Annotated in this window: 27 protein-coding genes; 11 read left to right on the forward strand and 16 right to left on the reverse strand. The window is 65.2% G+C overall.

Going from position 1 to position 26,172, the window contains the following annotated elements:
- Window position 1: 1 nt before the first annotated feature.
- From BLU74_RS10440 to BLU74_RS10460, 5 genes are all read right to left on the reverse strand, one after another.
- The gene (locus BLU74_RS10440; protein ID WP_089767227.1) at window positions 2–952 is read right to left on the reverse strand and encodes a 1,4-dihydroxy-2-naphthoate polyprenyltransferase; all 951 of its coding nucleotides are present in this window, start codon (window positions 950–952) and stop codon (window positions 2–4) included.
- Between the two features lie 294 nt (window positions 953–1,246).
- The gene (locus BLU74_RS10445; protein ID WP_089767228.1) at window positions 1,247–1,558 is read right to left on the reverse strand and encodes a DUF7522 family protein; all 312 of its coding nucleotides are present in this window, start codon (window positions 1,556–1,558) and stop codon (window positions 1,247–1,249) included.
- 847 nt (window positions 1,559–2,405) lie between these two features.
- The gene (locus tag BLU74_RS10450; protein ID WP_089767229.1) at window positions 2,406–2,711 is read right to left on the reverse strand and encodes a DUF7521 family protein; all 306 of its coding nucleotides are present in this window, start codon (window positions 2,709–2,711) and stop codon (window positions 2,406–2,408) included.
- Window positions 2,708–3,037, reverse strand: a complete 330-nt coding sequence (locus BLU74_RS10455; RefSeq protein WP_089767230.1) for a hypothetical protein — start codon at window positions 3,035–3,037, stop codon at window positions 2,708–2,710. The genes BLU74_RS10450 and BLU74_RS10455 overlap by 4 nt, the downstream gene beginning before the upstream one ends.
- Before the next feature lies 1 nt (window position 3,038).
- Window positions 3,039–3,380: a winged helix-turn-helix domain-containing protein gene (locus tag BLU74_RS10460; RefSeq protein ID WP_089767231.1), complete on the reverse strand. Its 342-nt coding sequence runs from the start codon at window positions 3,378–3,380 to the stop codon at window positions 3,039–3,041.
- 98 nt (window positions 3,381–3,478) lie between these two features.
- Between BLU74_RS10460 and BLU74_RS10465 the strand changes: the two genes are divergently transcribed.
- Window positions 3,479–4,465, forward strand: a complete 987-nt coding sequence (locus BLU74_RS10465) for a CPBP family intramembrane glutamic endopeptidase (RefSeq protein ID WP_089767232.1) — start codon at window positions 3,479–3,481, stop codon at window positions 4,463–4,465.
- Window positions 4,466–4,501: 36 nt separating this feature from the next.
- Here BLU74_RS10465 and BLU74_RS10470 read toward each other — a convergent pair whose 3' ends face one another.
- The 4 genes from BLU74_RS10470 to BLU74_RS10485 form a co-directional block, all read right to left on the reverse strand.
- Window positions 4,502–5,419, reverse strand: coding sequence for a 1,4-dihydroxy-2-naphthoyl-CoA synthase (locus BLU74_RS10470; RefSeq protein ID WP_089767233.1), 918 nt, complete (start codon window positions 5,417–5,419; stop codon window positions 4,502–4,504).
- 66 nt (window positions 5,420–5,485) lie between these two features.
- Window positions 5,486–7,300 carry a 2-succinyl-5-enolpyruvyl-6-hydroxy-3-cyclohexene-1-carboxylic-acid synthase gene (menD, locus tag BLU74_RS10475; protein WP_089767234.1) on the reverse strand — a complete coding sequence of 605 codons (1,815 nt, stop codon included), beginning with the start codon at window positions 7,298–7,300 and terminating at the stop codon, window positions 5,486–5,488.
- Entirely contained in the window at window positions 7,297–8,697 is a 1,401-nt protein-coding gene (locus BLU74_RS10480; RefSeq protein WP_089767235.1) for an isochorismate synthase, read from the reverse strand. Before BLU74_RS10480 ends, menD begins: the two co-directional genes overlap by 4 nt.
- A 97-nt stretch (window positions 8,698–8,794) precedes the next feature.
- The gene (locus BLU74_RS10485) at window positions 8,795–9,388 is read right to left on the reverse strand and encodes a molybdopterin-dependent oxidoreductase (RefSeq protein WP_089767236.1); all 594 of its coding nucleotides are present in this window, start codon (window positions 9,386–9,388) and stop codon (window positions 8,795–8,797) included.
- Window positions 9,389–9,616: 228 nt separating this feature from the next.
- Between BLU74_RS10485 and BLU74_RS10490 the strand changes: the two genes are divergently transcribed.
- The 4 genes from BLU74_RS10490 to BLU74_RS10505 all read left to right on the forward strand — a co-directional run bounded on the left by BLU74_RS10490 (window position 9,617) and on the right by BLU74_RS10505 (window position 13,398).
- A complete protein-coding gene (locus BLU74_RS10490) occupies window positions 9,617–9,826 on the forward strand; it encodes a ribbon-helix-helix domain-containing protein (protein ID WP_089767237.1) in 210 nt (69 codons plus the stop codon).
- 174 nt (window positions 9,827–10,000) lie between these two features.
- A complete protein-coding gene (locus BLU74_RS10495) occupies window positions 10,001–11,242 on the forward strand; it encodes an RNA-guided endonuclease InsQ/TnpB family protein (protein ID WP_089767238.1) in 1,242 nt (413 codons plus the stop codon).
- Window positions 11,243–11,316: 74 nt separating this feature from the next.
- Window positions 11,317–11,595, forward strand: a complete 279-nt coding sequence (locus BLU74_RS10500; protein WP_089767239.1) for a UPF0058 family protein — start codon at window positions 11,317–11,319, stop codon at window positions 11,593–11,595.
- Between the two features lie 150 nt (window positions 11,596–11,745).
- The gene (locus tag BLU74_RS10505; protein WP_089767240.1) at window positions 11,746–13,398 is read left to right on the forward strand and encodes a rhomboid family intramembrane serine protease; all 1,653 of its coding nucleotides are present in this window, start codon (window positions 11,746–11,748) and stop codon (window positions 13,396–13,398) included.
- 13 nt (window positions 13,399–13,411) lie between these two features.
- On the opposite strand, the gene BLU74_RS10510 is transcribed toward BLU74_RS10505, so the two are convergent.
- Window positions 13,412–14,044, reverse strand: coding sequence for an METTL5 family protein (locus tag BLU74_RS10510; RefSeq protein WP_089767241.1), 633 nt, complete (start codon window positions 14,042–14,044; stop codon window positions 13,412–13,414).
- Window positions 14,045–14,181: 137 nt separating this feature from the next.
- A complete protein-coding gene (locus tag BLU74_RS10515) occupies window positions 14,182–15,165 on the reverse strand; it encodes a lamin tail domain-containing protein (protein WP_089767242.1) in 984 nt (327 codons plus the stop codon).
- Between the two features lie 106 nt (window positions 15,166–15,271).
- On the opposite strand from BLU74_RS10515, the gene BLU74_RS10520 reads away from it, so the two are divergent.
- The gene (locus BLU74_RS10520) at window positions 15,272–16,225 is read left to right on the forward strand and encodes a transcription initiation factor IIB (protein WP_089767243.1); all 954 of its coding nucleotides are present in this window, start codon (window positions 15,272–15,274) and stop codon (window positions 16,223–16,225) included.
- 8 nt (window positions 16,226–16,233) lie between these two features.
- On the opposite strand, the gene BLU74_RS10525 is transcribed toward BLU74_RS10520, so the two are convergent.
- A complete protein-coding gene (locus BLU74_RS10525; RefSeq protein WP_089767244.1) occupies window positions 16,234–18,030 on the reverse strand; it encodes a PAS domain S-box protein in 1,797 nt (598 codons plus the stop codon).
- The gene (locus tag BLU74_RS10530; RefSeq protein ID WP_089767245.1) at window positions 18,027–19,811 is read right to left on the reverse strand and encodes a flippase activity-associated protein Agl23; all 1,785 of its coding nucleotides are present in this window, start codon (window positions 19,809–19,811) and stop codon (window positions 18,027–18,029) included. The genes BLU74_RS10525 and BLU74_RS10530 overlap by 4 nt, the downstream gene beginning before the upstream one ends.
- A 132-nt stretch (window positions 19,812–19,943) precedes the next feature.
- Here BLU74_RS10530 and BLU74_RS10535 point away from each other — a divergent pair, with 132 nt between their 5' ends.
- The 3 genes from BLU74_RS10535 to BLU74_RS10545 all read left to right on the forward strand — a co-directional run bounded on the left by BLU74_RS10535 (window position 19,944) and on the right by BLU74_RS10545 (window position 21,222).
- Window positions 19,944–20,312: a DUF7964 domain-containing protein gene (locus BLU74_RS10535; protein WP_245705776.1), complete on the forward strand. Its 369-nt coding sequence runs from the start codon at window positions 19,944–19,946 to the stop codon at window positions 20,310–20,312.
- A gap of 51 nt (window positions 20,313–20,363) precedes the next feature.
- Complete coding sequence (locus BLU74_RS10540; RefSeq protein WP_089767246.1) at window positions 20,364–20,807, forward strand: universal stress protein; 444 nt, start codon at window positions 20,364–20,366, stop codon at window positions 20,805–20,807.
- An 88-nt stretch (window positions 20,808–20,895) separates the two neighbouring features.
- Window positions 20,896–21,222: a 2Fe-2S iron-sulfur cluster-binding protein gene (locus tag BLU74_RS10545; protein WP_089767247.1), complete on the forward strand. Its 327-nt coding sequence runs from the start codon at window positions 20,896–20,898 to the stop codon at window positions 21,220–21,222.
- Between the two features lie 74 nt (window positions 21,223–21,296).
- Here BLU74_RS10545 and BLU74_RS10550 read toward each other — a convergent pair whose 3' ends face one another.
- On the reverse strand, window positions 21,297–23,000 hold the full coding sequence (locus BLU74_RS10550; RefSeq protein ID WP_089767248.1) for a globin-coupled sensor protein: 1,704 nt from the start codon (window positions 22,998–23,000) through the stop codon (window positions 21,297–21,299).
- 212 nt (window positions 23,001–23,212) lie between these two features.
- Between BLU74_RS10550 and BLU74_RS10555 the strand changes: the two genes are divergently transcribed.
- The gene (locus BLU74_RS10555) at window positions 23,213–23,860 is read left to right on the forward strand and encodes a hypothetical protein (RefSeq protein ID WP_089767249.1); all 648 of its coding nucleotides are present in this window, start codon (window positions 23,213–23,215) and stop codon (window positions 23,858–23,860) included.
- Window positions 23,853–24,149: a prolipoprotein diacylglyceryl transferase family protein gene (locus BLU74_RS10560; protein ID WP_089767250.1), complete on the forward strand. Its 297-nt coding sequence runs from the start codon at window positions 23,853–23,855 to the stop codon at window positions 24,147–24,149. Before BLU74_RS10555 ends, BLU74_RS10560 begins: the two co-directional genes overlap by 8 nt.
- 151 nt (window positions 24,150–24,300) lie before the next feature.
- Here the strand turns inward: BLU74_RS10560 and BLU74_RS10565 are convergent, their stop codons facing one another.
- Both BLU74_RS10565 and BLU74_RS10570 read right to left on the reverse strand, forming a co-directional pair.
- Entirely contained in the window at window positions 24,301–25,533 is a 1,233-nt protein-coding gene (locus BLU74_RS10565; protein WP_089767251.1) for a mandelate racemase/muconate lactonizing enzyme family protein, read from the reverse strand.
- Between the two features lie 42 nt (window positions 25,534–25,575).
- Window positions 25,576–26,160 (reverse strand): DUF7344 domain-containing protein, encoded by a 585-nt coding sequence (locus BLU74_RS10570; protein WP_139175715.1) that lies wholly within the window; start codon window positions 26,158–26,160, stop codon window positions 25,576–25,578.
- Between the last annotated feature and the right edge of the window lie 12 nt (window positions 26,161–26,172).

Genomic DNA, 26,172 nt, shown 5'->3' on the forward strand with positions numbered 1-26,172 from the left:
CTCAGAGCGGGAGTTCCGGGATCGAGAGCCCGACGGCGAACAGGACAGAGAAGGCCGCAAGCAACCGGCCCATCCGTTCGAGCGTCGGGTTCAGTATCTCGCCGGACGTCTCAGAAAGCATCGTCCGGGTGATCTTGACCGCGTACGGGAGCGTGGCGAGCGGGAGCAGGACGAGCGGGGTGAAGGTCGGCCGGACCACGAACCACAGCGGCACGGCGTAGGCGAGTGCCAGCATCGCGAGGAACTCCGCGCGGGCGAACCCGTAGCCGAATCTGACTGCCAGGGTTCGCTTGCCGGTCGTGGCGTCCTCCTCCTTGTCGCGGACGTTGTTGACGACCAGGATGTTCGTCGAAAGCGCCGCAACTGGGAGGGCGGCGAGGATGGCTGCCATCGGAAGCGTCTCTGGTGGAATGCCCACGGTGAGCGGGTCTGCGAGGGCTGCGGCGGCCTGCACGTAATACGTGCCCGCGACTGCGACGAGGCCGAAGAAGACGAAGACGAAGAGGTCGCCCAACCCGTGGTAGCCCAGCGGGTATGGACCACCGGTGTAGGCGATCCCGGAGGTGACAGAGAGCAGGCCGATCACCAGGATCGGGACACCGCCGACGTGGACGAGGTAGGTCCCAAGGAGAATCGACGCGGCGAAGGTGAGATACATCGCTCGCTTGACCGACTCGGGATCGATGAGTCCCCCTGCGGTCACCCGGGTGAATCCCTCCCGATCTTCGGTGTCCGCTCCCTGGATCGCGTCGTAGTAGTCGTTCGCGAAGTTGGTCCCGATCTGGATCAGTCCCGCTCCCACGAGCGCCGCGAGCGCCGGAAGGGCGGCGAAGACGGCGTCGTGGACCGCCAGTCCCGTCCCGACGATCACGGGCGACGCCGCAGCGGGCAACGTCTGGGGGCGGGCCGCGATCACCCACGCCTCCCGCCGACTGATGTCCTGCGTACTCATTAAGAGTCCCTCCGGGCGGGGACGGCGTGAAACTTCTCATTCACCTTTTTTACCCTCCGGCGGTGGCCCTGTCCGTCGCTTCCAACCCCAAAGAATGCCAGGCGAGACAGTGCCGACGATCCGGTACCCTCCCGACAGAACCGGTTGCCCGGTGACCACGGAGGCAGTGGCAATTTCGATGCCCCGGTCCCGGTATCGATGTCGGCTTCGCCGGCGCGAGTCACGGGAGAGTCTGGGTGGCCGAGTCGGACTCCCATCGTATAGTGCGTCGAATACCCGCAACGCGAATAGCTACTACTCATCCGGCGCAGTTTCTGAGATCTGCTGGACGAACTGATCCACCGGGAAATCCTCGTCGTAATCGAAGGAAGCGAACACCGCCTCGTGGCGTGTAGACGGAATAATGAATACGATAATGTCGGTGAAAAACAACGTCTGCACTCGGCACGCCTGTTCTCCAATGAGTGATTTGAAGTCATCGCTCGCGACGAGATGGCCCATAATCATCTTATAGGCCTCCTCGAAGTCAACGTCTGTGTAGCGGTCTCTGATGTCCTCTCGGACAAATCTGATCCCGAAATCCACGCTCTGTAGGTCAGCGACCACACGATGCGTGGCCTCCTCGAACTGCTGATACTGTCGGACAGAAGTTCGTGAATCAGTTTGGCACCCACGAGGTGCCGATGATTTTCACATAGTTCTGTCCGACAGTATGAATGATGTCGGCAGTTTTTGACATATTCGTATATCACCGGCTCTACGCAAAAACCTGAGCAGTCTCGAATACGCTATCAGTGGGTTGAACGATACGAATTCGAGGGAACCGAACCGGCGAGGAGGATCCGCTCCCGTCGTATGGATACCTGCCGTTCCTCCGCAGTCCTCATCTCGCAGGGATGGGTGTCGCAATTTGCGAGTATCGCTGGCGGCCCAAGCAAGTTCAAAGAGGTAATTCGACGACATTCGTCTCTCTTCGCGCAGTCGCACAGTACGGCCGATGTCGTTCCTCAAACGCCCTCGTTTCACACGACCGGTGTCTTCACAGCGTCTCCCAAACCGTCTCAAACCGACGCCGTGTCGTTCGGCCACTGATCGCCTACGGTTGAAAACCCACGGCAGACCGAACGCGACGGCACCCATAGCGACAGCGGGCCCGATCAAGCGGATGGATGCCATCGCGGGGTCCCCACCGATCGCCTGTGCGACCTCTCGAGCGAGGGGCGCAGTCCCCATCTCGATGTGCTGTCTGGCGATACCGGTTGCCCCGACACCTATGCCCGCGGTGCGTACAGCCAGTGGGCCACCTGCCTTCCTGCCAGATACACTCCCTGCGGGACTGGGGACGCCAGCGTAGCAAACCATATTACCAGAATAGTATCACGGGTTGCACGATTCACGCCGGCGCTCTGGCGTCGCTCGTACACCAACGATAGTAGCGTTTGCAAGTCCCCCTTCACTCGAAAGCCAGGGCGTACAACACAGCACTGAGGCCCAGGACGGTCACGACGCCGCGAGCGACCAAGACCACTCCGGGACTGCCACCCGCCCGATCGACGCCGGTAGCGACGATGAACACGCCGCCAGTCAGGAGCCCAATCCCTACGGCGAGCGTCCGCATCTTCGAGGCATCGTTGCGCTGGTACCCTCTGTAAGCCAACCCGGCCACGAAGAGACCGACGACGGCCGTCAGCCCGCGCGATACCACCGCGACGGTCGCGGGCGACAGAAGATCGCCGGGCAGCGGAGCGAGCGCGATCATCTCGCTCCCTCCCCGAAGACACTCCACAGGATCGCGCCCAGGCCCGCGAGTTCGGTGGCACTGACGAGTATCGAGCGCCCGACCGTGTCGACGCCAGTCACTGTCGGCAGGGCGATTCGCAGGAGTTCGGGAACCGTCGTGAGGAGGAGCAACCCCACTGCGAGCCACAACATTCCCGTTCGGCCCGGGCCACGGCGGTAGCCACGGACCAGCACCACCGCAATAACTCCCGACAGCACGATAGAGACGGCTGAGAGTACGAAGACGGAGATAGCGATCGAGAGGTCAGCCCCGGGGGCCCGCACCTGTCCGAGTAGCGCGAACATGTTATGACAACCCCTCGAAGAGATCGGTGAAGCGATCAGCCGGATTCGACGACGGCCGGGTAACGGTCACGTCGTAAGCCCCATCATCGAACGTAATTGTCACGTCTTCGAGATTTGCGACGTAGCGTTTGTGATGGTGGCCGTCCGGGTCCAGAGCCTGCTTATCAGTCACCAGATCGAGCGCCTGCAATCGGTCGAGACGCCGGTAGACCGTCGGGTCCGACATTTCACAGGCCGTACAGAGATCCGAAACGGACATTGGTTCGGTGGTGAGTTCGACGAGGATCGCCCGTGCGTACTCGTCGTCGAGCAACGCGAGGAGCTCCTCCTCGTCTCCGTCCATAGCTCTATGCTATCAGAGAGATATAAAAAAGAACCCCGCGCTTCCGGGTCGGAAGCCGTGCCTGTGGGACTTCCTCCTCCTCCTCCCTTGCTGTTCGTATGTCGTTACAAACGACAATCGATGGAACAGTCCCAGACAGACTCCAGTCGGTGTGGCGACTCCTCACCTGTCCAGTGTGGAACTACGATTCACATCGGATCCGCGCCCCGCTGCGTGCAGTCCTGCCGCTCGTGATCACGTTCCTGGCTTTCGGCCTGATCGTGACTGTCGTTCGACCGCGATTCCAGCATCCAGTACGCGAACTGCTGGAACTCAGTCTGATGGGTATCGTCCTGGGTGCCGCCATTCTCGGCGGTGGGCGAGTGCTCGATCGGCGACCAGTTGCCGGGTACGGATTCGCGCTCGAACGCGAGTGGATCTACTCCTTCGTCGTCGGCGGAGCGGTCGCGACGCTCGCCAACGCGGGAACGATGCTCGTCGCGCTGGCCGCCGGGTGGGCGACGGTATCAGGTTTCACTCAGGGCGCGCAGTCGCTCCCCTTCCTGCCGGGAATGCTCCTCGTGTTGGTGTATATCGGCGTTCTGGCGTCCTGGGAGGAGTTCATCTTCCGCGGGGCGATGCTGAAGAACCTCGCCGAAGGGGCCGATGGATACGTCCCGCAGTGGGCCGCTGCCGGACTGGCCATCGTAGTCAGCACTGTCATCTTCGCGTTGTTGCACGGCGGCAAAATCAGCGATCCACTCGCCTACGGATACTACATAGTCGCCGGGCTGGTATTCGGGGTGGTCTACGTGCTGTCAGGCGATCTCGCGCTCCCGATCGGGTTTCACGTCTTCTACAACTTCACGATGAGTGCGGTGTTCGGTCTGGGCGTTTCACAGCAGACGCCCGAACTGATCGCCCTCGACGTGGTCGGCCCCGCCTTCTGGATCGGCGAGGAGGGAGTCGCTCGCGTTGTCTTCGCCGTCGTTGGTGGTGTGCTCCTCGTGGCGTACATCCGCTGGCGAGACGGCCCGCTTGGGGTCAAAGATAGCGTCACGGCGTGGACGCGGCTCGGTGGTCGGAACGGTTCCGAGACGGAGTGAGTCGCGTGGTGTGATGCTCTTCTCAAGTGCGGGAGATCAGTAGTGCCAGGGGAACTGCGAGAAGTTCGGATCCCGCTTCTCCAGGAATGCATCGCGGCCCTCCTGGGCCTCGTCGGTCATATACGCCAGTCGCGTCGCCTCCCCCGCGAACACCTGCTGTCCGACCATCCCGTCGTCGGTCATATTGAACGCGTACTTGAGCATCCGTATCGCCGTCGGCGATTTGTCGGTGATCTCGTCGGCCCACTCGAGGGCGACCTCCTCTAACTCCTCGTGGGGAATCGACTCGTTGGCCATTCCCATCTCGACAGCCTCCTCGGCCGAGTAGGTCTTTCCCCGGAAGAACACCTCTCGGGCCTTCTTCTGCCCGATCTGTTTCGCGAGGTACGCCGAACCGAAGCCCCCGTCGAAGGAAGCGACGTCGGGATCAGTCTGGAGGAATTTCGCGTGCTCCGCGGAGGCGAGGGTCAGGTCGCAGACGACGTGCAGCGAGTGGCCGCCGCCGACTGCCCAGCCGGGGACGACGGCGATGACGGGCTTCGGCATAAACCGGATGAGACGCTGGACCTCCAGGATGTGGAGTCGGCCGGCCTTCGCCTCTCGCACAAGCGGGTCGTCGGCCTCGTCGGCGTCGTCGTCCTCGCGGTACTCGTAGCCCGACTCGCCGCGGACAGATTGATCTCCGCCGGCGCAGAAGGCCCACCCGCCGTCCTCGTCGGAGGGTCCGTTGCCCGTCAGGAGGACGCAGCCGACGTCGGCTTTCTTCCGCGCGTCGTCGAGTGCGGCGTACAGTTCGTCGACTGTCCCCGGACGAAAGGCGTTGCGTTTCTCCGGGCGGTCGAAGGCGATCCGGACCGCCGGGACGTCGGTCGCTCGGTGGTACGTGATGTCGTCGAAGGCGTCGGCGCCGTCGACCTGCTCCCAGCGCGTCGTCTCGAAGATCTCAGAGACCATACCGAGACGCCGGACGGTATCCGCAAAAAGATTCGTTTGGCCGGGCGGCCGCCGCTCGCTCACCGACTACGTCGTCACGTCGAGGACGGCCTCGACCGTCCGCTCGCGGAGGGCATCGCGGACCCGGTGGCTGGATTCCGCGTCGGTCGTCACTTCGATCACGTGCGAACCGTCCGCCTCGGTCGCCGTCGCGTAGACGTCGCGGAACGCTTCCCGATCGGCACCCTCGACTCGGGCGAACGAGAGGTCATAGAGCGCCTCAGTGGACTCGAAGTCGAGGCCGTGTGGCGTCACGAACTGGGACGTGAACGGCGGGTCGTACTGCTCGATCGGGAGCATGTGGAAGATCCCGCCGCCGTCGTTATTGACGAGGACGATCGTCGCCTCGACGTCGCAGCGGCCGAGCGCCAGCAGGCCGTTCATATCGTGGTAGTAGGCCAGATCCCCCGTGACGAGCGTCAGGTCGTCGGTCGTCGCCGATCCGGCACCGAGCGCGGTCGAGACAATCCCGTCGATGCCCGAGGCACCGCGGTTCCCGAGCGCGGTCACCGACGTCGTCGCGGGGGCTCCGAACCGGTCCAGATCGCGGACGGGCATCGAGTTCGAGACGAACAGCGTCGTGGGATCCGGGGCGATATCGACCACGTCCTCGAGGACCCGCCCCTCGCAGAACGCGTCGTCCGCATCGTCGACGATCCCCCAGTGAGCGGCGTCGGCGTCGACCCACCGCTCACGCCAGCCGGGGTCACCGGGACCAGTGAGGAGGCGTGAGAGCCGACCGAGGAGGCGTGCGGGGTCGGCGACCACCAGATCCGTCGCAGTGAACTCGGCTTCCCGCCACCCCGCGGCCGGATCGACGACGTACTGAGACGCCCCGGTCGCGGCGAGGTACGTTCGGAGCGGTTTCGACGTCGGCGAGGCCCCGATCCGGAGGACGACGTCCGGGTCCGGCCACGCCTCTCGCACGCGCTCGCCGAGGAACGCGTCGTAGCCACCGATCACGGGCGCCGTCCGGACCAATCCCCCGTAGCGGACGCCCGAGAGCGGATCGGCGAGCACCGGAAAGCCGCTGGCGTGAGCGAACGCGGCGACGGCTTCGGGGTCGACGCCCGGAGCGTCGCTCGGGCCGACGACGAGCAGCCCTCGCGGTTCGGAGAGGTCCGCAGCGAGGTTTCGGAGGGCGTCGTCGTCCAGTTCCGGCCGGCCCGATTCGACGCCCACGAACGCCGCCTCTCTACCCTCGACGGCGCTTTCCGGCAGGTCAGGAGGAACGTCGCCCTCGACCGGCGTCGGTTCCAGCGGTTTCCGGAACGGGAAATTGAGATGAACCGGCCCGGCGGGCGTGCCCCGGGCCTTCGCGAGGCCCCGGGCGGCCGTCGTCCGCAGTGAGCGGAGTTTTCGCGGCGTCGCCTCCGGTTCTGCGACGTCCCGGTACCACCGGACGGCGTCACCGTACAGCTTCTCTTGGTCGATCGTCTGATTCGCCCCCGAGTCGCGGATCTCCGGGGGTCGATCCGCCGTCAGGAGGAGCATCGGGACGCGCGACTGCGACGCCTCGATCACCGCGGGATGATAGTTCGCTGCGGCCGTCCCCGAGGTACAGACGAGCGGCGTCACCGCTCCGGTTCGGCGGGCGCGTCCCAGTGCGAAGTAGGCGGCGGCACGCTCGTCGAGATGTGAGAACACGTGGATGTCCTCGTGGCGAGCGAACGCGACGGTCAACGGTGTGGATCGGCTTCCGGGGGAGAGACAGACGCTATCGACGCCGGCAGCGGCCAGTTCGTCGACGAACGCCCGCGCCCACAGCGTGTTTCGGTTCGGATCGGAACCGCGATGATCGGCCTTCCGGTCGGAGCCGTCCCCGTGATCTCGCCCGGTCACTCCCCATCGACCTCCAGCTCGTCCAGGATCGGTCGGTACTTCAGTTGGACTTCGTCCCACTCCCGGTCGGGATCGGAATCAGCGACGATTCCGACGCCCGCGAACAGCGTCGCGGTCTCCTCGCGGGCGACGGCCGAGCGGAGCGCGACGGCGAACGTCCCGTACCCGGCGGCGTCGATCCAGCCCACGGGAGCGGCGTACCAGCCGCGGTCGAAGGGTTCGATCTCTCTGATCGTTTCGAGAGCCGTCTCCGGTGGAAGCCCGCCGACCGCCGGAGTCGGGTGAAGCGCTTCCGCGAGCGACAGCACGTGTTCGTCGCTGTCGAGCGTCGCCGTGATCGGGGTCCAGAGGTGCTGAACGGTCGCGAGTCGCTTGACACGACGCGGCCCCGCCGAAACGGAGGCGGCGAAGGGAGCGAGCTGTTCTTCGACGGTCTCGGCGACTAGGTCGTGTTCGTGTGCGTTCTTCTCGTCGCGGGCCAGTTCCTGCGCCAGCCACTCGTCTTCGGCAGGCGTCTCTCCGCGTCCGGTCGTCCCCGCCAGCGCGTCTGTCTCGACCGTCCGTCCGCGGACGGAGACGAGCCGCTCGGGCGTCGCGCCGAAGAACGAGGTCTGCGGACTGTCTTCGGCGGGTTCCGGTTCGACCAGAAAACGGTAACACTCCGGATACCGCTCACCGAGTCGGGAGAGGACGTCGGCGATCGAGAGGTCACCGTCGAGGTCGACTTCGAGCGCCTGGGCTAACACGACCTTCCGGAGGTCCCCCGAGCGGATCCGATTCACCGCGGTTTCCACCCCGACGCGCCAGTCTCCCAGCGCGGTCGTTCGACGCCGATCGCCGACGCCTGGGGGCCCGTCGACGGGTCCGGGTGCCGGGAGCGACGTCAGCCGCTCGCGTTCGGTCGCGAGTCGCGACTCGACGTCCGCGGCGCTCACGTCGGGACCGACGGCGTTGACTGTGAGCCACGCGCCGGTGTCGGCCCGCCCATCTCCCGCGGCGCTCTCGTCGGGGTCCTCGGAGCCGGTCCAGGTTACCTGCACGCGCGGGAAGACGAAGCGTGCCCCGGGAAAGTCCGCCCAGGGCGTTCCATCGGCGCTGTCGGCGTGGAAGGCGAATCCACCGAACAGCCGCGGCCGAGCAGCTTCGGTCCCGGCGTGAACGTCGCCGGAAGCGAAGAGTGACTGCGCCGCTTCCCGAATGTCGTCGAACCGCTCCGGCCCATCTGCGGTCAGCGTCGCGGCCGCGCCGCTGCCGACGACTGAGGCCTCGTCTGGTGCACTCCAGACCGTCCGCGGCGCGTCGGCCGAATCGAGAACCGCTCGAAACGACGGCGCCGGGACGGGGACCGAGCGGCTGACGAGGTGGCACTCAGCCGCATCGGTCCGCAACGATTCCATTGCCGGATCTGAGGACGCCATACTCTTTTATTTGACTATTACCGATATTCGGACACTGTTCGCGGATTCTTCGGCGCTTCGCTCTGGGCGCACGTCGTCAGCCGTAGCGTTCCTCGTTCCAGGGGTTGGCGGTATCGGAGTAGCCGCGCTGTTCCCAATACCCCGGTTCCGGTTCGGTCAGGAACTCGACGCCCTCGACCCACTTCGCCCCCTTGTAGGCGTACTTGTGCGGGGTCACGACGCGAAGCGGTCCGCCGTGTGGCTCCGCGAGGTCTTCGCCGCCGCGCCCGTACGCGAACAGCACTTCCGAGCGCTGGCAGTCCGAGAGCGGAAGGTCGGTGGTGTACCCGTCGAGCGCGTGAAACAGCACGTGAACGGCGTCCGAGCGGACGCCCGCCCGCTCGGTGATCTCCGGGAACGGGACGCCGGTGAACTCACACCCCAGCGCGCTCCAGCCGGTCACGCAGTGGAAGTCCTGGCGCTGCGTCGTCGACGGGAGGTCGCGGAACGCCTGATAGGAGAACGACAACTCGTTCTCTACGGCGCCCCAGACGTCGAACGACCACGACTCGGGATCCCACGACGGCGTGCCGCTCTTCGAGAGCACCGGGAACTCGTCGAACTCACGCTGCCCCGGCGGGAGACGGTCGTCTCCGTACTCACGATACAGTTCGGTCGCGTCTTCGACCATACCGTGAGTTGGGGGTGCGCCCCTATACACCGTTCGGCCCGGGTCGCTCCGTGCCGGGATCTTTCGGGGGAGTTCCCGCTGGCCACGGTCGGCCGCATTTTATGCTATGAGATATTATCGTGATTGCAGAAAAAAGAGACGTACGTGAATCAAAAAATTTTGTTTCTCGAACCCTGAAAGAGCGCCGCAGAATTTAAATAACCCGGATCCAAACCCCCTCACGTTCAGATGCCCAAGGTGAATATCAACGTCCCCGAACACCTCGAGATGCAGATCGCCCAACTCGTCGACCAGGGGGAGTTCGTCAACCGCGAGGAAGCCATCGAAGAACTGCTCTCGACGGGGATTCGTGCGTTCAAGACAAGCGGCCCGATGGACGAGGACGATCGCTTCGAAGATGACGGAATGATGGGTCACGAAGACGAGTACGTCTTCTGAGACTGCCGTCTGTTCGCATCGACGCGCTGTCTCCGCTCCGTCTCGTGACGCCGGTGGACCGCCGTCTTTTTATCAGCGGACAAGGCGAATACCCCGAGGCTTGACCTCGGGGATGAAGCCGACACGCAGGGATACAAACCATTAACTTAACACATTACTAATCAAGAGACAGCGATGGAATACAGTCACCGCTACCGCGCCTACCCGACACAAGAGGTAGCGGAGCGACTAGAACACCATCTCGACGTTCATCGCCAACTCTACAACCACGTCCGCTGGGACTACGAAAACAGTCCCGAGGACGACAAACCGTCCGAGTACGACCAGAACAACAAACTCCCCGAGTGGAAACAACGGTGGCCTGTGTTCGGTGAACTGCACTCGAAAGCTGCGCAAGCCACCGTCGCACGCTTCCACCGCAACCTCTCGAATCTTCGCAAGAAGAAAGAGAAGGGGTACAACGTTGGCCGGCTCAAACGGCAATCACCCACCGAGTACCGAAGCGTGACGTACAACCAGTCCGGTTTCGACCTCGATGAAAAGAGGGGCCGTGACAGGTTCGCTTACGTCCGCTTCAGCAAAATCGGCTGGGTCAAAATCCGTTACCACCGCCCGATTCCCGACCACGCCATCATCAAAGAGGTCACGTTCAAGAAGGCGACAACCGGAGAGTGGTTCGTCTCCTTCGGCCTCGAAACCGACGACATTGACCTGTCCGAGAAACCCGACGTGAACTCGCTTGATACGAGCAACAGCGTTGGGATTGACCTTGGCATCCAGAACTACATCCACACTAGCGACGGCAAGATCGTGGATTGGCTCGGCCTCGAAGACGAGTACGAGCGTCTTCGCCGTGAACAACGCAAGTTGTCGCGGAAAGAAAAGGGGTCGAACAACTACGAGAAGCAACGCCGGGAAGTGGCAAAGGTGAAGCGTCACATCAAGCGGAAGATGCTGGACTACCAGCACAAGATCACGACGTGGCTCGTCCGAGAGTACGACGCTGTATTCGTTGAGGACTTGAACGTGAAGGGAATGCTCGAACAGTCGCATAACGCTCGGAACAAGCAGGATGCGGCGTGGAGACAATTCATTACGCTCCTCGAATACAAAGCCGACCTGTACGGCTGTCACGTCAAGCAGGTCGAAGCACGAGGCACAACCAAAGAGTGTGCATCGTGCGGTGTGGAAACAGCGAAACCCATCTGGGTTAGGGAACACTCGTGCCCGTCGTGTGGGTTCGAGACGGACAGAGACGCGAACGCGGCGATGAACGTCTTGCAGAGAGGTTTTTCTGAATTAGGGCTGGGATGGCCCGAAGACACGCCCGTGGAGACTGTGACCGCTACGGACACGACTCACTTCGAGTCTGTGTCTGCAAGTCACGTCGTAGAAACGGGAAGCCTCGGGGCTTGACCCCGAGGCGATTCACATAGGCGTGTCAGCGCCCACCAATAATCCTTAACACGGCCTCACACGTATCCACGTCTATGCACAAAGACGAACTCTTGGAACTGCACGAGCAGATGGTCATCATCAAGGACAATTTCGCCGCGCGAGAGAACGTCGACGGCGATATCTTCGCCAAGTACGAGAACCTCGACGTCGACCCCTCGCACGTCCACAAGTCCAAGAGTGAACACAAACACGCAGTCTTCGTCCTCGGGAACGCGCTCGCGACGGCGATGAGCGAAGACGAGTTCTCGAACGCCGGCCGCGTCGGCAAGCGGATGGAAGAACTCGCCAAGGACGCCGAGAGCAAGATCTGACTCGCCGCGGTCTCACCACGCCGACATCCCTCGCCAAAGTGGGGTGTCCGACCTTCGGATTGACTCAGTCCGGAGCCCTCGCTGCACCCCGGTTCGGGCACCCTCGGTGACGCCGTGGTTTCTTAACCGTCCGACGACTCCACTCCCACGATGGACGTTCTTCCGCTCGATCTCCTCTTCCGCGTCGCCGTCGTCGCTGCGCTCGCCATCTCGCTGGGGGGCGTCTTTCTGCTCGGCGGTGGCGGAACGCTCGGAGCGACACTCCGACGACGGTTCGTGCTCGGCGTCCCCTGGGGAACACTCGTCTCGGCCGGACTCGTCCTCGCGGTCTATCTGTTCGTCCAGGGTGGCTACGGGAACTGGTACTCGCCGGTGACGATCCCGTTTCGGGCGTGGTCGTACTTTTACCCGCTCGGGATCCTGACCGCGGCGTTCTCACACAACGGCGCGGGCCACCTGATCGGGAATCTCGTGGGGACGCTGACGCTCGCGCCGTTGGCCGAGTACGCCTGGAGCCACTTCCCCCGCGAGCGGGGGACACACTCGTTCTCGTCGCTCCAGACGAACCCATTCGTCCGCGCGTTCCTGCTGTTTCCCCTGGCCGTCTTCGGCGTCGGCCTCCTCACGTCCGCGTTCGCACTGGGGCCGATCATCGGCTTCTCGGGCGTCGTGTTCGCGTTCGCCGGCGCCGCGCTCGTCGCGTATCCCCTCGGGACCGTCATCGCGCTCGCGGCGGGCGGACTCCTTCGACTCGTGTACAACGCGCTTCGGTCGCCGGTCCTCACCGCCAGCGGCCGCCCGGGCTACATCTCCCCCTGGTGGGCCGACATCGCGATCCAGGGGCACGCCTTAGGGCTGCTGATCGGCGTTTTGATCGGAGTCGCCATCGTGCGCGCCGGGCCACGGGCGGATCGCCCCAGCGCGCGCCGGCTCTGGCTCGGAACGCTCCTCTTCGGGGCCGAACAATCGCTGTGGGCGGTCTACTGGTACCGCGGCGGTGAGACGTACGTTCTCTACCGTGCTCTCGGCGTCGTCCTGGTCGCATTCCTGGCGCTCGTAGTCGCCGCAGTCGTCGTCGGTCGTGACGACCCCCTGTTCTCGTGGGACATTCGTCTCGACAGTGGCGTGGTCGAGCGCTGGCACATCGCTGCGGGCGTGTTGTTGCTCGTGACGGCCGCCCTCGCGGGACCGGCCGTCCCGGCGAATCTCTTCACCGCCGACACGGGCGACCTCCCGGGCGACGAACGAACCGTCAGGGATTATGAGGTGACCTACGCCGAGAACGTCCAGAACGGACTCGTCTCGGTGATCGAGGTGGAGGCGTTCGGCGAAACCACGGCGGTCAACACGTCGGGGGTGATCGTCCGGAGCGAGGACCGGGGCATCTGGACGACGGCGGTGCCGAAGGGGCGCTTGGCGTTCGCCGGGCAGGTTCCGGTCCGGGTCGGTGGCATCGGCTGGCGCCAGACGGTGTACGCGCAGCGCGACGGGTGGAACGTACTCGGCAACGGCACGGCGTACCGGGTCGCGCTCGGTGAGGCCGATTCCGCGGAGATCGTCTACACCTCGAAGCCAGTCCAGGCGGGGCCACAACTTGCGGGCCGGAACGTGACGGTCGTTCCCGAGACCGACCAGTACTACATCCAGGTCGAACACGAGAACCAGACGCTGAGCGCGGGGCTTCCGGCGAAGAACGAGTCGGTAACCGTCGGTGGGTTGACGTTCCGACGCAATCGCTCGGAGGTGTACGTTTCTTACGGGCAGACGCGTTTGCGGTTACTCACCGAAGAGACCTACCAGTAGCCGGCGACGGGGCTCACTCGCTGTCGGTCCACTCGATCCGGTAGACCTCAGTCTCGATGGCTTCGGACTCCGCCTCGTGGAAGTCGAACTGCCGGTCGACGTCGAGCGTCGCGCGGAACGCGTGGGTTACCGTTCCACCCTCGTCCGCGGCGAATGACTCGACGAACTCCTTCGAGCCGGCGTTGTGGACGGAGTACGAGACGGCAGCCAGTTCCGCGGCCGTCTGCAAGAACGCGCGATCGGCGTGCTCGTTTCCATGCTGTGCGCCGAAGGGCGGATTCATCAGAACGGTCGTCGGCCCATCGGACCGCAACGGCACGCGCGTCGCGTCCGCGAGGATCCAGTCGACCGCTGTAGTGGTGCCGACTCGGCGGCGGTTTGCCGTCGCCGTCTGGAGTGCCGAGCGATCGATATCGACGCCGATGGCCCGTGAGGGTCCGCGGAGCGCGGCCCCGAGCGCCAGCATCCCCGTTCCGGTGCCGAGATCGACCACTGTTCGGTCCTCGATGTCCCCGTTCAGATCAGCGACGTGGACGACGTGGGCGGCCAGTTCCGGCGGCGTCGGGTACTGTTCGAGGTCGGCTCGGGGGTCCTCGAAGCCCGCGACGACGGCCAGCTGGGTCTCCAGTGCGGATTTCGTCGCCATCACCGCCACCCCCCTCGCGACGCGGCTGGGGCTGCGGGTACCGGCGGCGCGGCGATCGGTTGCATCAGGAGAAGATACCCCCCGATAATACAAAAAGTCTTCTCGAAAACGGTCGGTAATTCGGTGTCCCCAGCCGGTCAGTACGATCGCCGTACCACGACCGCGCCGCTGGCGTTCCGGACCACGATCTCGTCGCCGTTGTTGTTCCAGATGGCACTCTCCGCGTTCCAGTAGAGCGTCGTCTCGGCGTTTGTGCCACTCCCGGTGCGGAGTGTGAGTTCGGTGTCGGGGTCGAGAACGGTCCCGTCCGGGATCGTGTACGTGTGGTTCGCGGCGTCGGAGACGGTCCACCCCGACAGGTCGACCCGAGTGTCCGCAGCGGTTCGGAACACGACGTACTCGTCGTTCAGGTTCTCGTGGTCGTTGCCCGCAGCGTCGGCGTGGATGTCCGCCACGCGAAGGGGTCCGGTGCCGCCGTCGGCGATCGGGGTTACCGTCTCGGACGACGCGTCGGTCCCGGCGTCGAGTTCTGCGTCCGGATCGGCACAGGACCACAGGCCACGGCCGGCCGCTCTGGCGTCGGCCGCCGTCACCTCGTAGCGTTCACGTTCGGTAAATGTGCTTTCGTAGACCCGGGCGTGACCCAGTCGGAGCAGCGCCTGGTTGAACGACTCGCCGTCGACGATCACGTAGCCGAGGAGTCGGTCGTAGTAGCCCCGGCGGTCCGCGCGCTCGTCGAACCTGATCGTCACCGTCTCGCCTGCCAGCCGCTCGTTCGCGTAGGCTGAGGCGGCTTCCCCCGCCTGTCGGAGGCAGCGTCGGCCGGCCTCAGTGTCGGGGACACCAGCGAACTCGTCGGGCGTGTTCTCGACGTGGACCTCCGGCGTATCGACCCCGAGGAGTCGGACGCTATCGCGGCTTCCGTTCGCGTACGCGATCTTGATCGTGTCGCCGTCGACGACCTCGGTGACGGTCACGCGGACCGCGTCCCCGCCCGGCAGCGACGACGTCGCCGCCGAGTGACTGGTGGGATCGGCAGTGGGCGTCTGCTCCGCCGCCGGGAGGCCGGACAGACACCCCGAGAGCACGACGAGTGCGAGAAGCGCTGTCCACCCACGCATCGGTCACGTCTGTGGCTGCGACGCGTATACAGGTTTGGTCGCCGGAAGCATCACGTAAGCATTCTGACACAAAGGTTTAAATACGGCGTTCACCACAAACCTTATAATGGAACGTTCGCGTCGCCAGCGCCAGCGTGAGCAGGAGTCCGAGGAGACGAACGACGAGCGGCTCGTCTGCCCGGAATGCGAATCGTCGAACATCGTCACCGACGCCGACCAGGGGGAGTTGGTGTGCAACGACTGCGGGTTGGTGCTGGACGAACAGCAGATCGACCGCGGCCCCGAGTGGCGCGCGTTCAACCACTCCGAGCGGCAGTCGAAGTCCCGCGTCGGTGCACCGATCACCGAGACGATGCACGACCGCGGGCTGACGACGACGATCGACTGGAAGGACAAGGACGCCTACGGCCGCTCGCTCTCCTCGGAGAAGCGCTCGCAGATGCACCGCCTGCGGAAGTGGCAGGAGCGAATCCGAACGAAGGACGCGGGCGAACGAAACCTCCAGTTCGCGCTCTCGGAGATCGACCGGATGGCCTCCGCGCTCGGCGTCCCCCGATCGGTACGGGAAGTCGCGTCCGTGATCTACCGGCGCGCGCTCAACGAGGACCTCATCCGCGGCCGCTCAATCGAGGGCGTCGCCACCTCCGCGCTGTACGCTGCCTGTCGCCAGGAGGGAATCCCCCGCTCTCTCGACGAGGTCGCGGAGGTCTCGCGCGTGCCCCAGAAGGAGATCGGTCGGACGTATCGATACATCTCACAGGAACTCGGCCTGGAACTGAAACCCGTCGACCCGAAGCAGTTCGTTCCGCGCTTCGCCTCCTCGCTCGGACTCAGCGAGGAGGTCCAATCGAAGGCCACCGAGATCATCGATGTCTCCGCCGAACAGGGACTGCTCTCGGGGAAGTCGCCGACGGGGTTCGCGGCGGCGGCGATCTACGCCGCGTCACTGCTCTGTAACGAGAAGAAGACCCAGCGTGAGGTCGCTGACGTCGCCCAGGTGACAGAGGTCACCATCCGGAACCGATATCAAGAACAGATCGAAGCGATGGGCTTCCGCTAGCCGTCCGTTCAGACCGCTTCTCCGCTCGCCACCGTCGCTGTCTCCACCCCGAGAAACTCGAACCGCGCGCCGCCGTGGTCACTCTCGACGACGCGGACGTCCCAGCCGTGGGCCTCGGCGATCTGCCGAACGATGTTGAGCCCCAGGCCTGTTCCGTCCTCGTCGGAGGAGTAGCCCGTCTCGAACACGTGATCTCGCTCTTCGGGGGGAATGCCGGGGCCGTCGTCCGCGACGTAGAACCCATCGTCGAGTTCCCCGATCCTGACGGTGACGCTGTCGCCCCCGTGTTCGATCGCGTTGCGGACGAGGTTCTCGAGCAGCTGTTTGAGCCTCGGTCGGTCGGCCGCGATTTCCCGCTCGATGTCGACCTCGAGCGAGGCGTCGGCGGTCGCGATCATCTGCCAGCACTGGTCGATCATCGCACCCAGATCGATTGGCTCCCGATCGGTCGCCTGACCGCCCTCCCGGGCCAGGATCAGGAGGTCTTCGATCAACTCGGCCATCCGATCGAGCGCGTCGGTGGCGACGTCGAGATGCTCGCTGTCGACACGCTGATCGAGCAGGTCCAGACGGCCCGAGGCCACGTTCAGCGGGTTCCGGAGGTCGTGGCTGACCACCGTCGCGAACTGTTCCAGTCGGTCGATCTGCCGCTGGAGTTCCTGTTCGTACTCGTGGCGCTCGGTTGCGTCGCGGCTGAAGGCGATAAAGCGCGTCGCCCCTTCGAGTTCGACCTTGGTAATCCACACCTCGACCGGGTAGGTCGATCCGTCGGCCCGGCGGTGTCGCCCCTCGATCTCCACCCGCTCGCCGGTCTCCATCCCCTGCCACATCGACCGGAGTTCCTCGACGTCCTTCTCGACCTCGAAGTCCGCGACGTTCATCGTGAGCAGTTGCTCGCGGTCGTACCCGAGGTCGTCGACGGTCTGCCGGTTGAGGTCCACCACGGTGCCGTCCGGTGCGTGGACGACGATCGCGTCCGGCGAGTTCTCCAGGAGTGCGCGGAGGCGCTCTCGGCTCCGTTCCAGTTCCTCTTTGTGTTCCTTTCGCTCGGTGATATCGGCGTTGACAGCGACGAACCACTCGACCTCGCCGCACCCGTTCTTCACGGGGGCGATCGTCTGATCGACGACGTATCGCTCACCCGACCGGCGCTTGTTGACGATCTCGTTCCGCCAGACGTCCCCGTCGAGGATGGTATCCCACAAATCCTCGTAGAACGCCCGGTCGTGGACGCCGGATTTGAGGATCTGAGGGGTCTGTCCGCGGGCCTCCGCGGCCGTGTAGCCCGTCGCCTCCTCGAAGGCCGAGTTGACGTACTGGATCGTGCCGTCTCGCTCGGTGAAATAGACCGAGTGCCCAGAGGCCTCGATGGCCCTCCGGAACAGGCGGCGGTCGCGCTCCTGAGTCCGCGCTTCGCGGAACTCCGCGACGGCGTCGGCGATCCGCGTCGATAGCCGGTCGTACGCATCGTCGAACTCCCGCGAGAGGTAGTCGGTCGCGCCCGCGCCGAACGCAGCACTGGCGAGTCGCTCACTGCCGTCTCCGGTGAACACGACGAACGGGAGTTTCGATCGATAGTCGCGAATGCGTTCCAGAAACGTCAGCCCGTCCGTCTCCGGGAGGTCGTACTCCGAGACGAGACAGTCGATCGAGTCGGGGTCCTCCCTGAGTCGATCGAGTGCGTCTGTCGTGCGCGGTTCAGTGGTGACAGTGAACCGCTGGTCGGCATCGTCGAGAGCGCTCGCCGTCGACGTCCGGCGGTCCGCGTCGCCGTCGACGTACAGGATACAGATCCCGCCGGTCATTTCTCGGACAGTCCGGTTTCGGGTCGGATAGATGTGGTGCTTCCGCGCGCTGCGACCCGTCGGTCGACAAACACGACGACGTCGCGGTTCCACAGTCCCAGTCGAGACGTGGTGGCCTCGTACTCGTCCCCGAGCGTTGCAGACAGCGAGGAGCGATGTGCCGGATCGGCGACGACGACCGGCGGCGCTCGCGCACCCTCGTATCGCGCTGCGAAGGCCGAAGCGTTCACCGCGCTCGTCGCCGTTCCACCGGCCGATTCGACGTACCACGGGAGGGGTAACCGCGCCCCGAACGCGTCGCTGACCGGGGGTGACCTGAGCGACCCCTCGTCGGGGACGCTGAAGGCGGATCCGACGTACGCAACCGCGGGGGCCGAGCCATCGTCGGCGGCGGCCCGCACGGCCGTTTCGATGTGTTCGAGGTCGTCGCTCGGCTGGGCGTACTGTGCGTACTGATTCGATCGGTCAGCGGGGCCGTACACTCCGCTGGCGGCCGCTGCGCCCGTCTGCGCCCCGACGGCGAGGACGACGAGCACGACTGCGACCACCGTCGCGACGTCGACCGCGGAGCGGTGCGACTGCGAGGCGGCGGCGACGCCCCGTCTGAGCAGCGCGGCCAATCCGACGGTCGCCGGGAGCGACAACGGAACCACGACGTGAACGAGCACCCACGGAGCGGAGACCTCCGTTATCGTGGGGAACACCACGACCGCGAGCAGGCCCCAGTAGCCGACTCCTTCCACGAGCGGGCGTTGCATCCGCGCGTACCGGACGGGGAGCGTCACGGTCACCCCGGCGACGAAGACGGGGAGGGCGACCGCGATCAGCAGTCCGATCGCGTCACTGACGAACGGGAGGATGGCGTGGGTCCCCTCGGGAGCCCGATGGACGATCCGGACGCCGACGAACCGCCAGAGTGCGCCGAGCGTCCCCTCGTATATCGCGACCGGAACGTCGCCGGGGTCGTACAGTCCGGCCCTGACGCCAGGGCCCTTCCGGGGCGCAAAGAGGAACACCGTCGTGACGACGGCGAGCAGGGACGCGCGCGCGGCAGGAGTCACGCTCCCGGCGAGTCGCCGTCGGAGCGTTCGCAGGGCTGCCCGCACGGCCGCGCCGCGCCCGGTCGCGACGGGGCGTTGCTCGACGACGAGCACCCACGCCGCAATCCAACAGAACAGGTAGCCCGCGGCGAATCCGGAAGCGGACGCGGCCAGCGGGAGCATAAACGCCGCCGCGTAGGCGTCGCGACGGCTCTCGCGATCCCAGGCCCGAAGCGCGAACCCGAGGAAGGCGAGCGCAAACACCGCTAGCGGGACGTCGCCGCGGAGGAACCGGGAGTAATAGAGCACCAGCGGTTGGACGCCGAGCACGAGCGCGAACAGGACCGTTTCGCCGTCGCGCAGTCGGTCGCGAAAGAGCAGCGCCGTCACCGGTAATGCGCCTCCGAGAAGCGCGATCGGAACCCGGGCCGCAAATTCGGTGGGTCCGAGCACGGTAATCGAGGCGCGGGCCAGCAGGTGGACCAGCGGCCCGCCGGCGACAGGTCGATACTGGTAGGCACCGGTGTCGAGGGCGCGAAGCGCCCAGTAGCCCACGCGCGCCTCGTCCCAGTGGAGCGGGCGCGCCCCCAGCGCGAGGAGTCTGAGCGCGACGCCGACGACGGCGATCGCGACGACGAGCGCGGCGATCCGATCCCGGCGGAACGCGACGCCGAGCACCGACGCGTCCGTCGGGGTGGCGGCGGCCGAGACCGGGGATTCGGCCGACTCCTCGGATGACATAGCCTCCCATCGCTGGCGGGGCGATAGAAGTTTTGTGATCCGCGGCGGCTCTCGATGTCGCGAGCGGTTCCTGCCTCATCGCCGAAGGAGCGGATTCGCAACGCACAAACGCCAGCCGCTCCCAGCGAGGGTATGTCAGTCGTCGAATCGCTGCCCCCGCGTCCGCTCGACCCCGAGGAACTGCTCCAGCTCAACGCCGCGGAGGCGCTCGAGTTGGCCGTCCCGATCGAAGACGAGGGACGGGTCTCCGGCGTACTCGTGGCGACGGACACGTGGGTCAAGGGACTCGCCCTTGACGCGGCGGAGCCGTCGTGGACCGTCGTCGAGACGGTCACACTCGACGACGAGACCGAGCGAGTCGACGGTCTTCAGGCCTGCGAGGCGGCGATCCTCCGCTTCCGAGGCGACGATCCCGAAACACTCACACCGGCGGATGCGCCCGGGAGTTTCGAACCCACACCCCCGGATGCGACGGACGCAGCGGACGACTCCGAGACGTGAAACCGACCGTGGGTATGTTCTAAAACCCCTCCCGTTGTAGGTTGCGGTGAGATGTACGACCGGATCCTCGTGCCGACCGACGGGAGTGATGCCAGCCAGGGAGCGATCGACCACGCGATCGAACTCGCGAGCCAGTACGACGCGACGGTGTTCGCGCTGTACGTCGTCGACACGGCGGCGTACTCGTCGCTGGAGATGGGTTCGGAGGTCGTCGCCGAAGCGCTCCGCGAAGAGGGGAACACGGCGGTCGAAGCGGTCGTCGACGCGGGCGAGGCCGCCGGGGTAGACGTGGAGACGGACGTCCGGAACGGTGTCGCCCACCAGTCTATTCTGGATCACGCCGACGAACACGACGTCGACCTGATCGTTATGGGTACCCACGGCCGGACCGGGGTCGGCCGCGTCCTCCTCGGGAGCGTCGCGGAGAAGGTCGTTCGGACGGCGACGGTGCCGGTGTTGACCGTCCAATCCGACGAGGACGAGTCGGAGGCGTGAGGCCCCGCCCATCTGACGGGGACTCGCGGTGGCGTCCAGCCGGATCGCTTCGCAAAGAGTTTTGAGGTGGTCTCCCGAACGGCGCGGTATGGCCGAGTACACCGTCGAGTTCGTCGGGACCGACGAAACGCTCGAGATCTCGGATAAGCAGACGATTCTCAAGGCCTGCCTCGAGGCCGGCATCGCACAGGAGTACTCCTGTCGCGTCGGGATGTGTCTGGCCTGTACCGCAGAGATCATCGAGGGCGAAGTGACCCAGCCGGCTGCCCGCGGGTTCACCGACGAGGAGCGAGAGAACTACGCGCTGACGTGTATGGCGCGCCCGCAGAGCGACCTCAAACTCGAGCGCGGCGTCTACCCGCCCAGTATCGACGATGACGCGTCGGCCGCCGCAGCGACAGCCGACGACGACTGAGGTCTATCGGCCCAGTCGTTTCTATGGGTCGCTCTGTGGCCCCTTCGACGTCTCCTCGGTCACCGCCTGGTTCTTCACTGTTCTGACCCGCCGTCGGTCTCGGCGAGCGGTCCGCTCGTTCCGTCTACGTCGGGGACAGTGACGTCGCGAGACCCTCGCGGTGGCGGCGACCGCTCGGCGGGAGCCTCGTCGCCGGCCACGAGCCGGTCCACGGTCGCCTGGATCGACGCCATCCGGTCGGTCTGTTGGCGACTCGCATCAGCGACGTCATCGACACGGTCGGCGACGTCTTCTGCTTGCTCGCGAGCGGTTTCGACCATCGACGTCACCTCCTCGGCGCTGACGGCCTGTTCGTCGGTCGCGACCGCGACTTCGGCGATCCCCTCGGTGGTTCGTTCGACCGCCTCGACGATCTCGTCGAGACTGTCCATCGCCTCCTCGCCGCGTTCGATCCCCTCGTGCAGCGTCTCGGTCGTCTCCGAGAGGCTCTCGATGGTCTCGGCGGCGTTCTTCTGGACGCCTCCGACGGTCTCCTCGACTTCGCTGGCGCGCTGCCGCGATTCCGCGGCCAGTTCTTTCACCTCGTCGGCGACGACAGCGAACCCCTCGCCGGCCTCGCCCGCCCGTGCGGCCTCGATGGAGGCGTTGAGTGCGAGCAGATTCGTCTGTTCTGCGATGTCGTCGATCGCTTCGATGACCTCGTCGACCTCGTTGATCTGTTCGTGTAACTGCTCGAGATCGGCCGACGCCTCGGTGGCCGCCGCCGCGACGTCTTCCATGACCTCGATGGCCTCGTCGGCCGCCTGTTCACCCGTTCGCGCCCGCTCGGCCGCTTCGTCGCTGGTCTCCTCGACGTCTTCAGCGGTTGCCGCGATCTCTTCGACGGTCGCGCTCATCTGGGAGATCTCGGCGCTGACCTCCTCCATATCTGTGGCCTGGTTGTCCGCGATCTCGCGGATCGTCGACGAGTTCTCGGCGACCATCTCGGTGGCCTCGGAGACGTCGTCGATCGGTTCTCTGAGGTCCTGTTCGACCTCTCTGGCCAACTGTTCTCGGTGCTCGGCCTGTTTGCGGGCGGCCTCGCTGTAGGCGTGGACGTACGTGTCCATCGCGACCTGCTGGTCGAGTGCGAGCACTTTCAGTAGCGACGTGGCTTGTTCGACGACTGCGTCGACGGCGGCGTCGACGTCGGTGGCCCGATCGTCCGTCGTCTCGGCCGAGGAGTCGCTTGAACCGCCGGCGATGAGCCCCGAGAGAACGTTCCGCTCGCTCGTCGATTCCGAAGCAGCCGATTCAGCGCCGTCGCGCTCTTCGAACTCCGCTTTCACTGAGTCGCCGATCGCGCCGAGCAGTTCTTCGTAGTAGATGCTGTACGCGCCGAGATAGAACTTGGGACCGAGATCGAGCATGTCGTGGATCTTGCCCACCCTCGCGCGTCTGGCGAAGTACTCTCGGCCGTACTCACCGTCGGTGAGCGAGCGCAAGTAGGCCTGCTGGTCGGACTTCAGTTGCTCCATTCCCTTGCTCGATCGCCCGAAAATTTCGTTCGCGGCCGGGTCGCTCGTCAGGTGGTCGTAGAACCGATCGACGACGTCGGGCGCCACCTCGTCGAACGTGGATTCGAGCGCCTGCATCCGCTCCTTGTCAGTCTCGTCCAGTCGGACGAACGACTTCCGCCACTCCATCTCGTCCTGGTCGATCGCTAAATCTTCGAGCAGTGATTCCCCGTCGACCAGTTGACGGGTCTCACTGGTTACGCCGGCGGGCTGATTTGTCATACACGAACTCCACTATTCGGGCATAAGACAATTAGCACCTGCGTATCAGGACTGATATTCGACGCGGAAGCGGAGCGTAATTCACTTGCGACGTGTCTCTTTCTCCGGTCCCGCACTCCGCTGATTGTCACCCACCGGACCGCCGGCTATGGCGGTACCCGCCCACCGCCGATTCCAGACGGTACTATATCCTTCGAGACTCTGCCGGACGTATGGACGCCGAGGCGCTGAGAACCCGTCTGGAAGCCGACGAGGCGGAAGCATTGGCTCGACTCGGATCGGAACAGTTCCTTCGCGCACTGGCGGGCGGTGACCCACGACCGGGGCCGCTGCTCGACGCCGCCGCAGAGAGCGAACACGCCGCACGCGAGACCTTCAGCCAGTGGGTCGACGACGAGTCCGACACTGAGGCCCGGGCCGTCTTCGAGTCGGTCGTCGAACAGGAGCACGACCACCGCGAGCGCGTCGTCGACGAACTTGACGAGTGGGACCCCGACGACGGCGGGCCGGGGCCGATGCACGCGTACCTTCGAGCCCGGGAGTCGACGCTTCAGCGGGTCGCCGGTGGGCTGATCGGCCGGCCACTCGTGACGCTGCAGACCCACGCCCGACTGATCGACTTCTTCGCCGGACGGCAGGGAGCGGCCGCGGCCCGCCGCGCCAGCCTCTTCGATGACCTCCGCGCAGAGACCGCTGCGGTGCTCGACGAGGGGCTCACACTCCTGGACGAGCGGTGTGTGACGGACGAGGACTGGGAGACCGCCAGGATGGTCGCGGGGTACGCGATTCGAGTCGCCGGCGACGACGCCGCCGACGCGCTCCGGGCGCAGGGAATCGATCCCGCATCCATCGATGAGTGACGGGGGAGGTGCGGACCAAACGGCCGGATCGCTCCGAGGGCTCCCCCGGGAGGTGATCGAGGCGGGCACCCAGTTCGCGCTCTTCGCTGGCCTCTTCGGCTATCTGCTCGTCGGCAACTCACCCCGGTTCTCGCTGCTGGTGGTGTATCTGTGCGGGTACTCCGTAGTTCGGTTTCTGAACGACTTCGCGAGGCAGTACACACACCGCCCGACGTACGGACCGTTCACCGAAGGGCAAGTCCTCTCTATCCTCGTATTAGTCGTCGGTGGGACGTTTCTGTTAGGATGAGACGCAGGACTCCGGTGGGCGATCCCCAGCGGACTGTTGTCGAATACCGCCGCGCGCTGGTACAGAACTCCGCCGCGAGACTGCTTTCGTCGGTCCCGGCTTCACGTCCCAATCGGGGTTTCGAAGCCGGTGAGGACGAGCTTCCGGCGGCTCAGTCGAACAGTTCCTCGCCGTCGACCATCCGCGACTCGACGGCGTCCATATCGAGCGTCACCCCGAGTCCCGGCCGTTCGGGAACCTCGATCGAGCCGTCCTCGATGACGGTCTCCTCGACGAGTTCGTCCCACCAGCCCAGTTCGTAGGAGTGGTACTCGACGGCCAGCGCGTTCGGGATCGCCGCACCGACGTGCGCTGCGGCCATCGTCGCGACCGGCGAGGCGACGTTGTGCATCGCCACAGGGACGTAGTACTGATTCGCGACGTCGGCGACCTTCCGCGTCTCGCGCATCCCGCCAACCTTCGGGAGATCGGGCGCGACGATGTCGACGGCGCCGTTCTCGATCAGCCGACGCGCTTCGGTGACGCGGTATCTGTTCTCCCCGACGGCTATCGGCGTCGTCGTGGATTTCGTGACCTCTTCTTGGACCTCAAGATTCTCCGGCGGGACGGGGTCTTCGAGCCACCAGACGTCGTAGTCCTCGATGGCGGCCGCGAGCCGTTTCGCGGACCCGCCCGAGAACGTCCAGTGGCAGTCGAACGCCACGTCCGCGCGGTCCTTCACGCGCTCTGTGACCTGCTCGACGATCTCGGCTTTGTGCCGGATTTCGCCCGGTCGCAAGTGGCGGTTGGCGCGGTCCTTCTCGAGGCCGGAGGGCACGTCGAGGTCGAACTTCAGCGCGTCGTATCCCAACTCCTCGACGACGCGCTCGGCCTCGTCGGCACAGGCCTCGGGATCGGCTTCCGCCTCGGTGTGGCAGTCGCAGTAGACCCGCATCTCGTCGCGGTACTTGCCGCCCAGTAGCTGATAGGCCGGGATCTCGAGGATCTTTCCCGCGAGGTCGTGCAGCGCGACTTCGATGCCCGAGATGGCGGTGACGGTCACGCCCTCGATCGATCCCTCACCGGACATCTTCTGTATCAAGTGTTCGTAGAGCCGATCGATGTCGAGGGGGTTCTCCCCGACGACCATCGGTTTCATCCGCTCGATGAGTTCGGGGACCCCGGCTCCCCAGTAGGCCTCGCCCGTCCCGACGATGCCGGCGTCGGTGTACACCCGGACCAGCGTCCACGGGAAGTTGCCGTCGACCATCGTGGTCTGGACGTCGGTGATCTCCACGTCGCGGCCCCCGCCCCGCTTGGCGGTCGCACCCATCGTCTCCGCGGAGAGTTCCCGCATCGTGTACTCCGCGTTCGGGTCGTGCAAGTCGGCGTAGTCGATTCCCATACGAGCTAATTTACTCGATATGAGGTAAATCTTTGGAGACGGTCACTGCTCGGGCTTCCGGCCGATCCCGATTCCCGTTCCCGCCTGCGAGCGGTAGTGAAGGCTCGCTGAGATCAGGAAGCTCAGGACGATGAGCGCCGCCCAGCCGATGTCGGGGAAGAGTCCGAACGGGAAGACGTCGAACGCGGCGACGACGACCAGAAGCAGGCTCACCACCCCGAGCGCGAAGTAGTACTCGTGCCAGGGGATGTCGTTGCCACGGACGACGTCGAGGTAAATGTTGATCTCCTCTTTCATCAGCGTCGGCTCGACCGTCCCCCGGTCTTTGTCGTACACGACGAGACCGGCGCTGTGGAGTTTGGGCAGGTGCAACTGTTGCAGTGCCGTGTACGCTGACTTGCGCTCCTCGCTCGCGACATCCCCGGCCGCCGTACCGTTCTCGGCGCCGGCGACGCACTCGGCCAGTATGCCGATCTCGTACGTTTCGTTCCTGGACAGTTCGCGGAGGACGGTCCGCCGGCGTGGGTTCGCCAGTATCTCGAAGAGTACCTCCTCCGTGAGGTTCTCCGGTTCCTCGGGTTCGGGGGCCTCGGAGAGCCGTTCCATCTCGAGGCTGGGGGAAGTCACACTATTATATGA

Source organism: Halobellus clavatus (assembly GCF_900107195.1).
Lineage (GTDB): Archaea > Halobacteriota > Halobacteria > Halobacteriales > Haloferacaceae > Haloquadratum > Haloquadratum clavatum.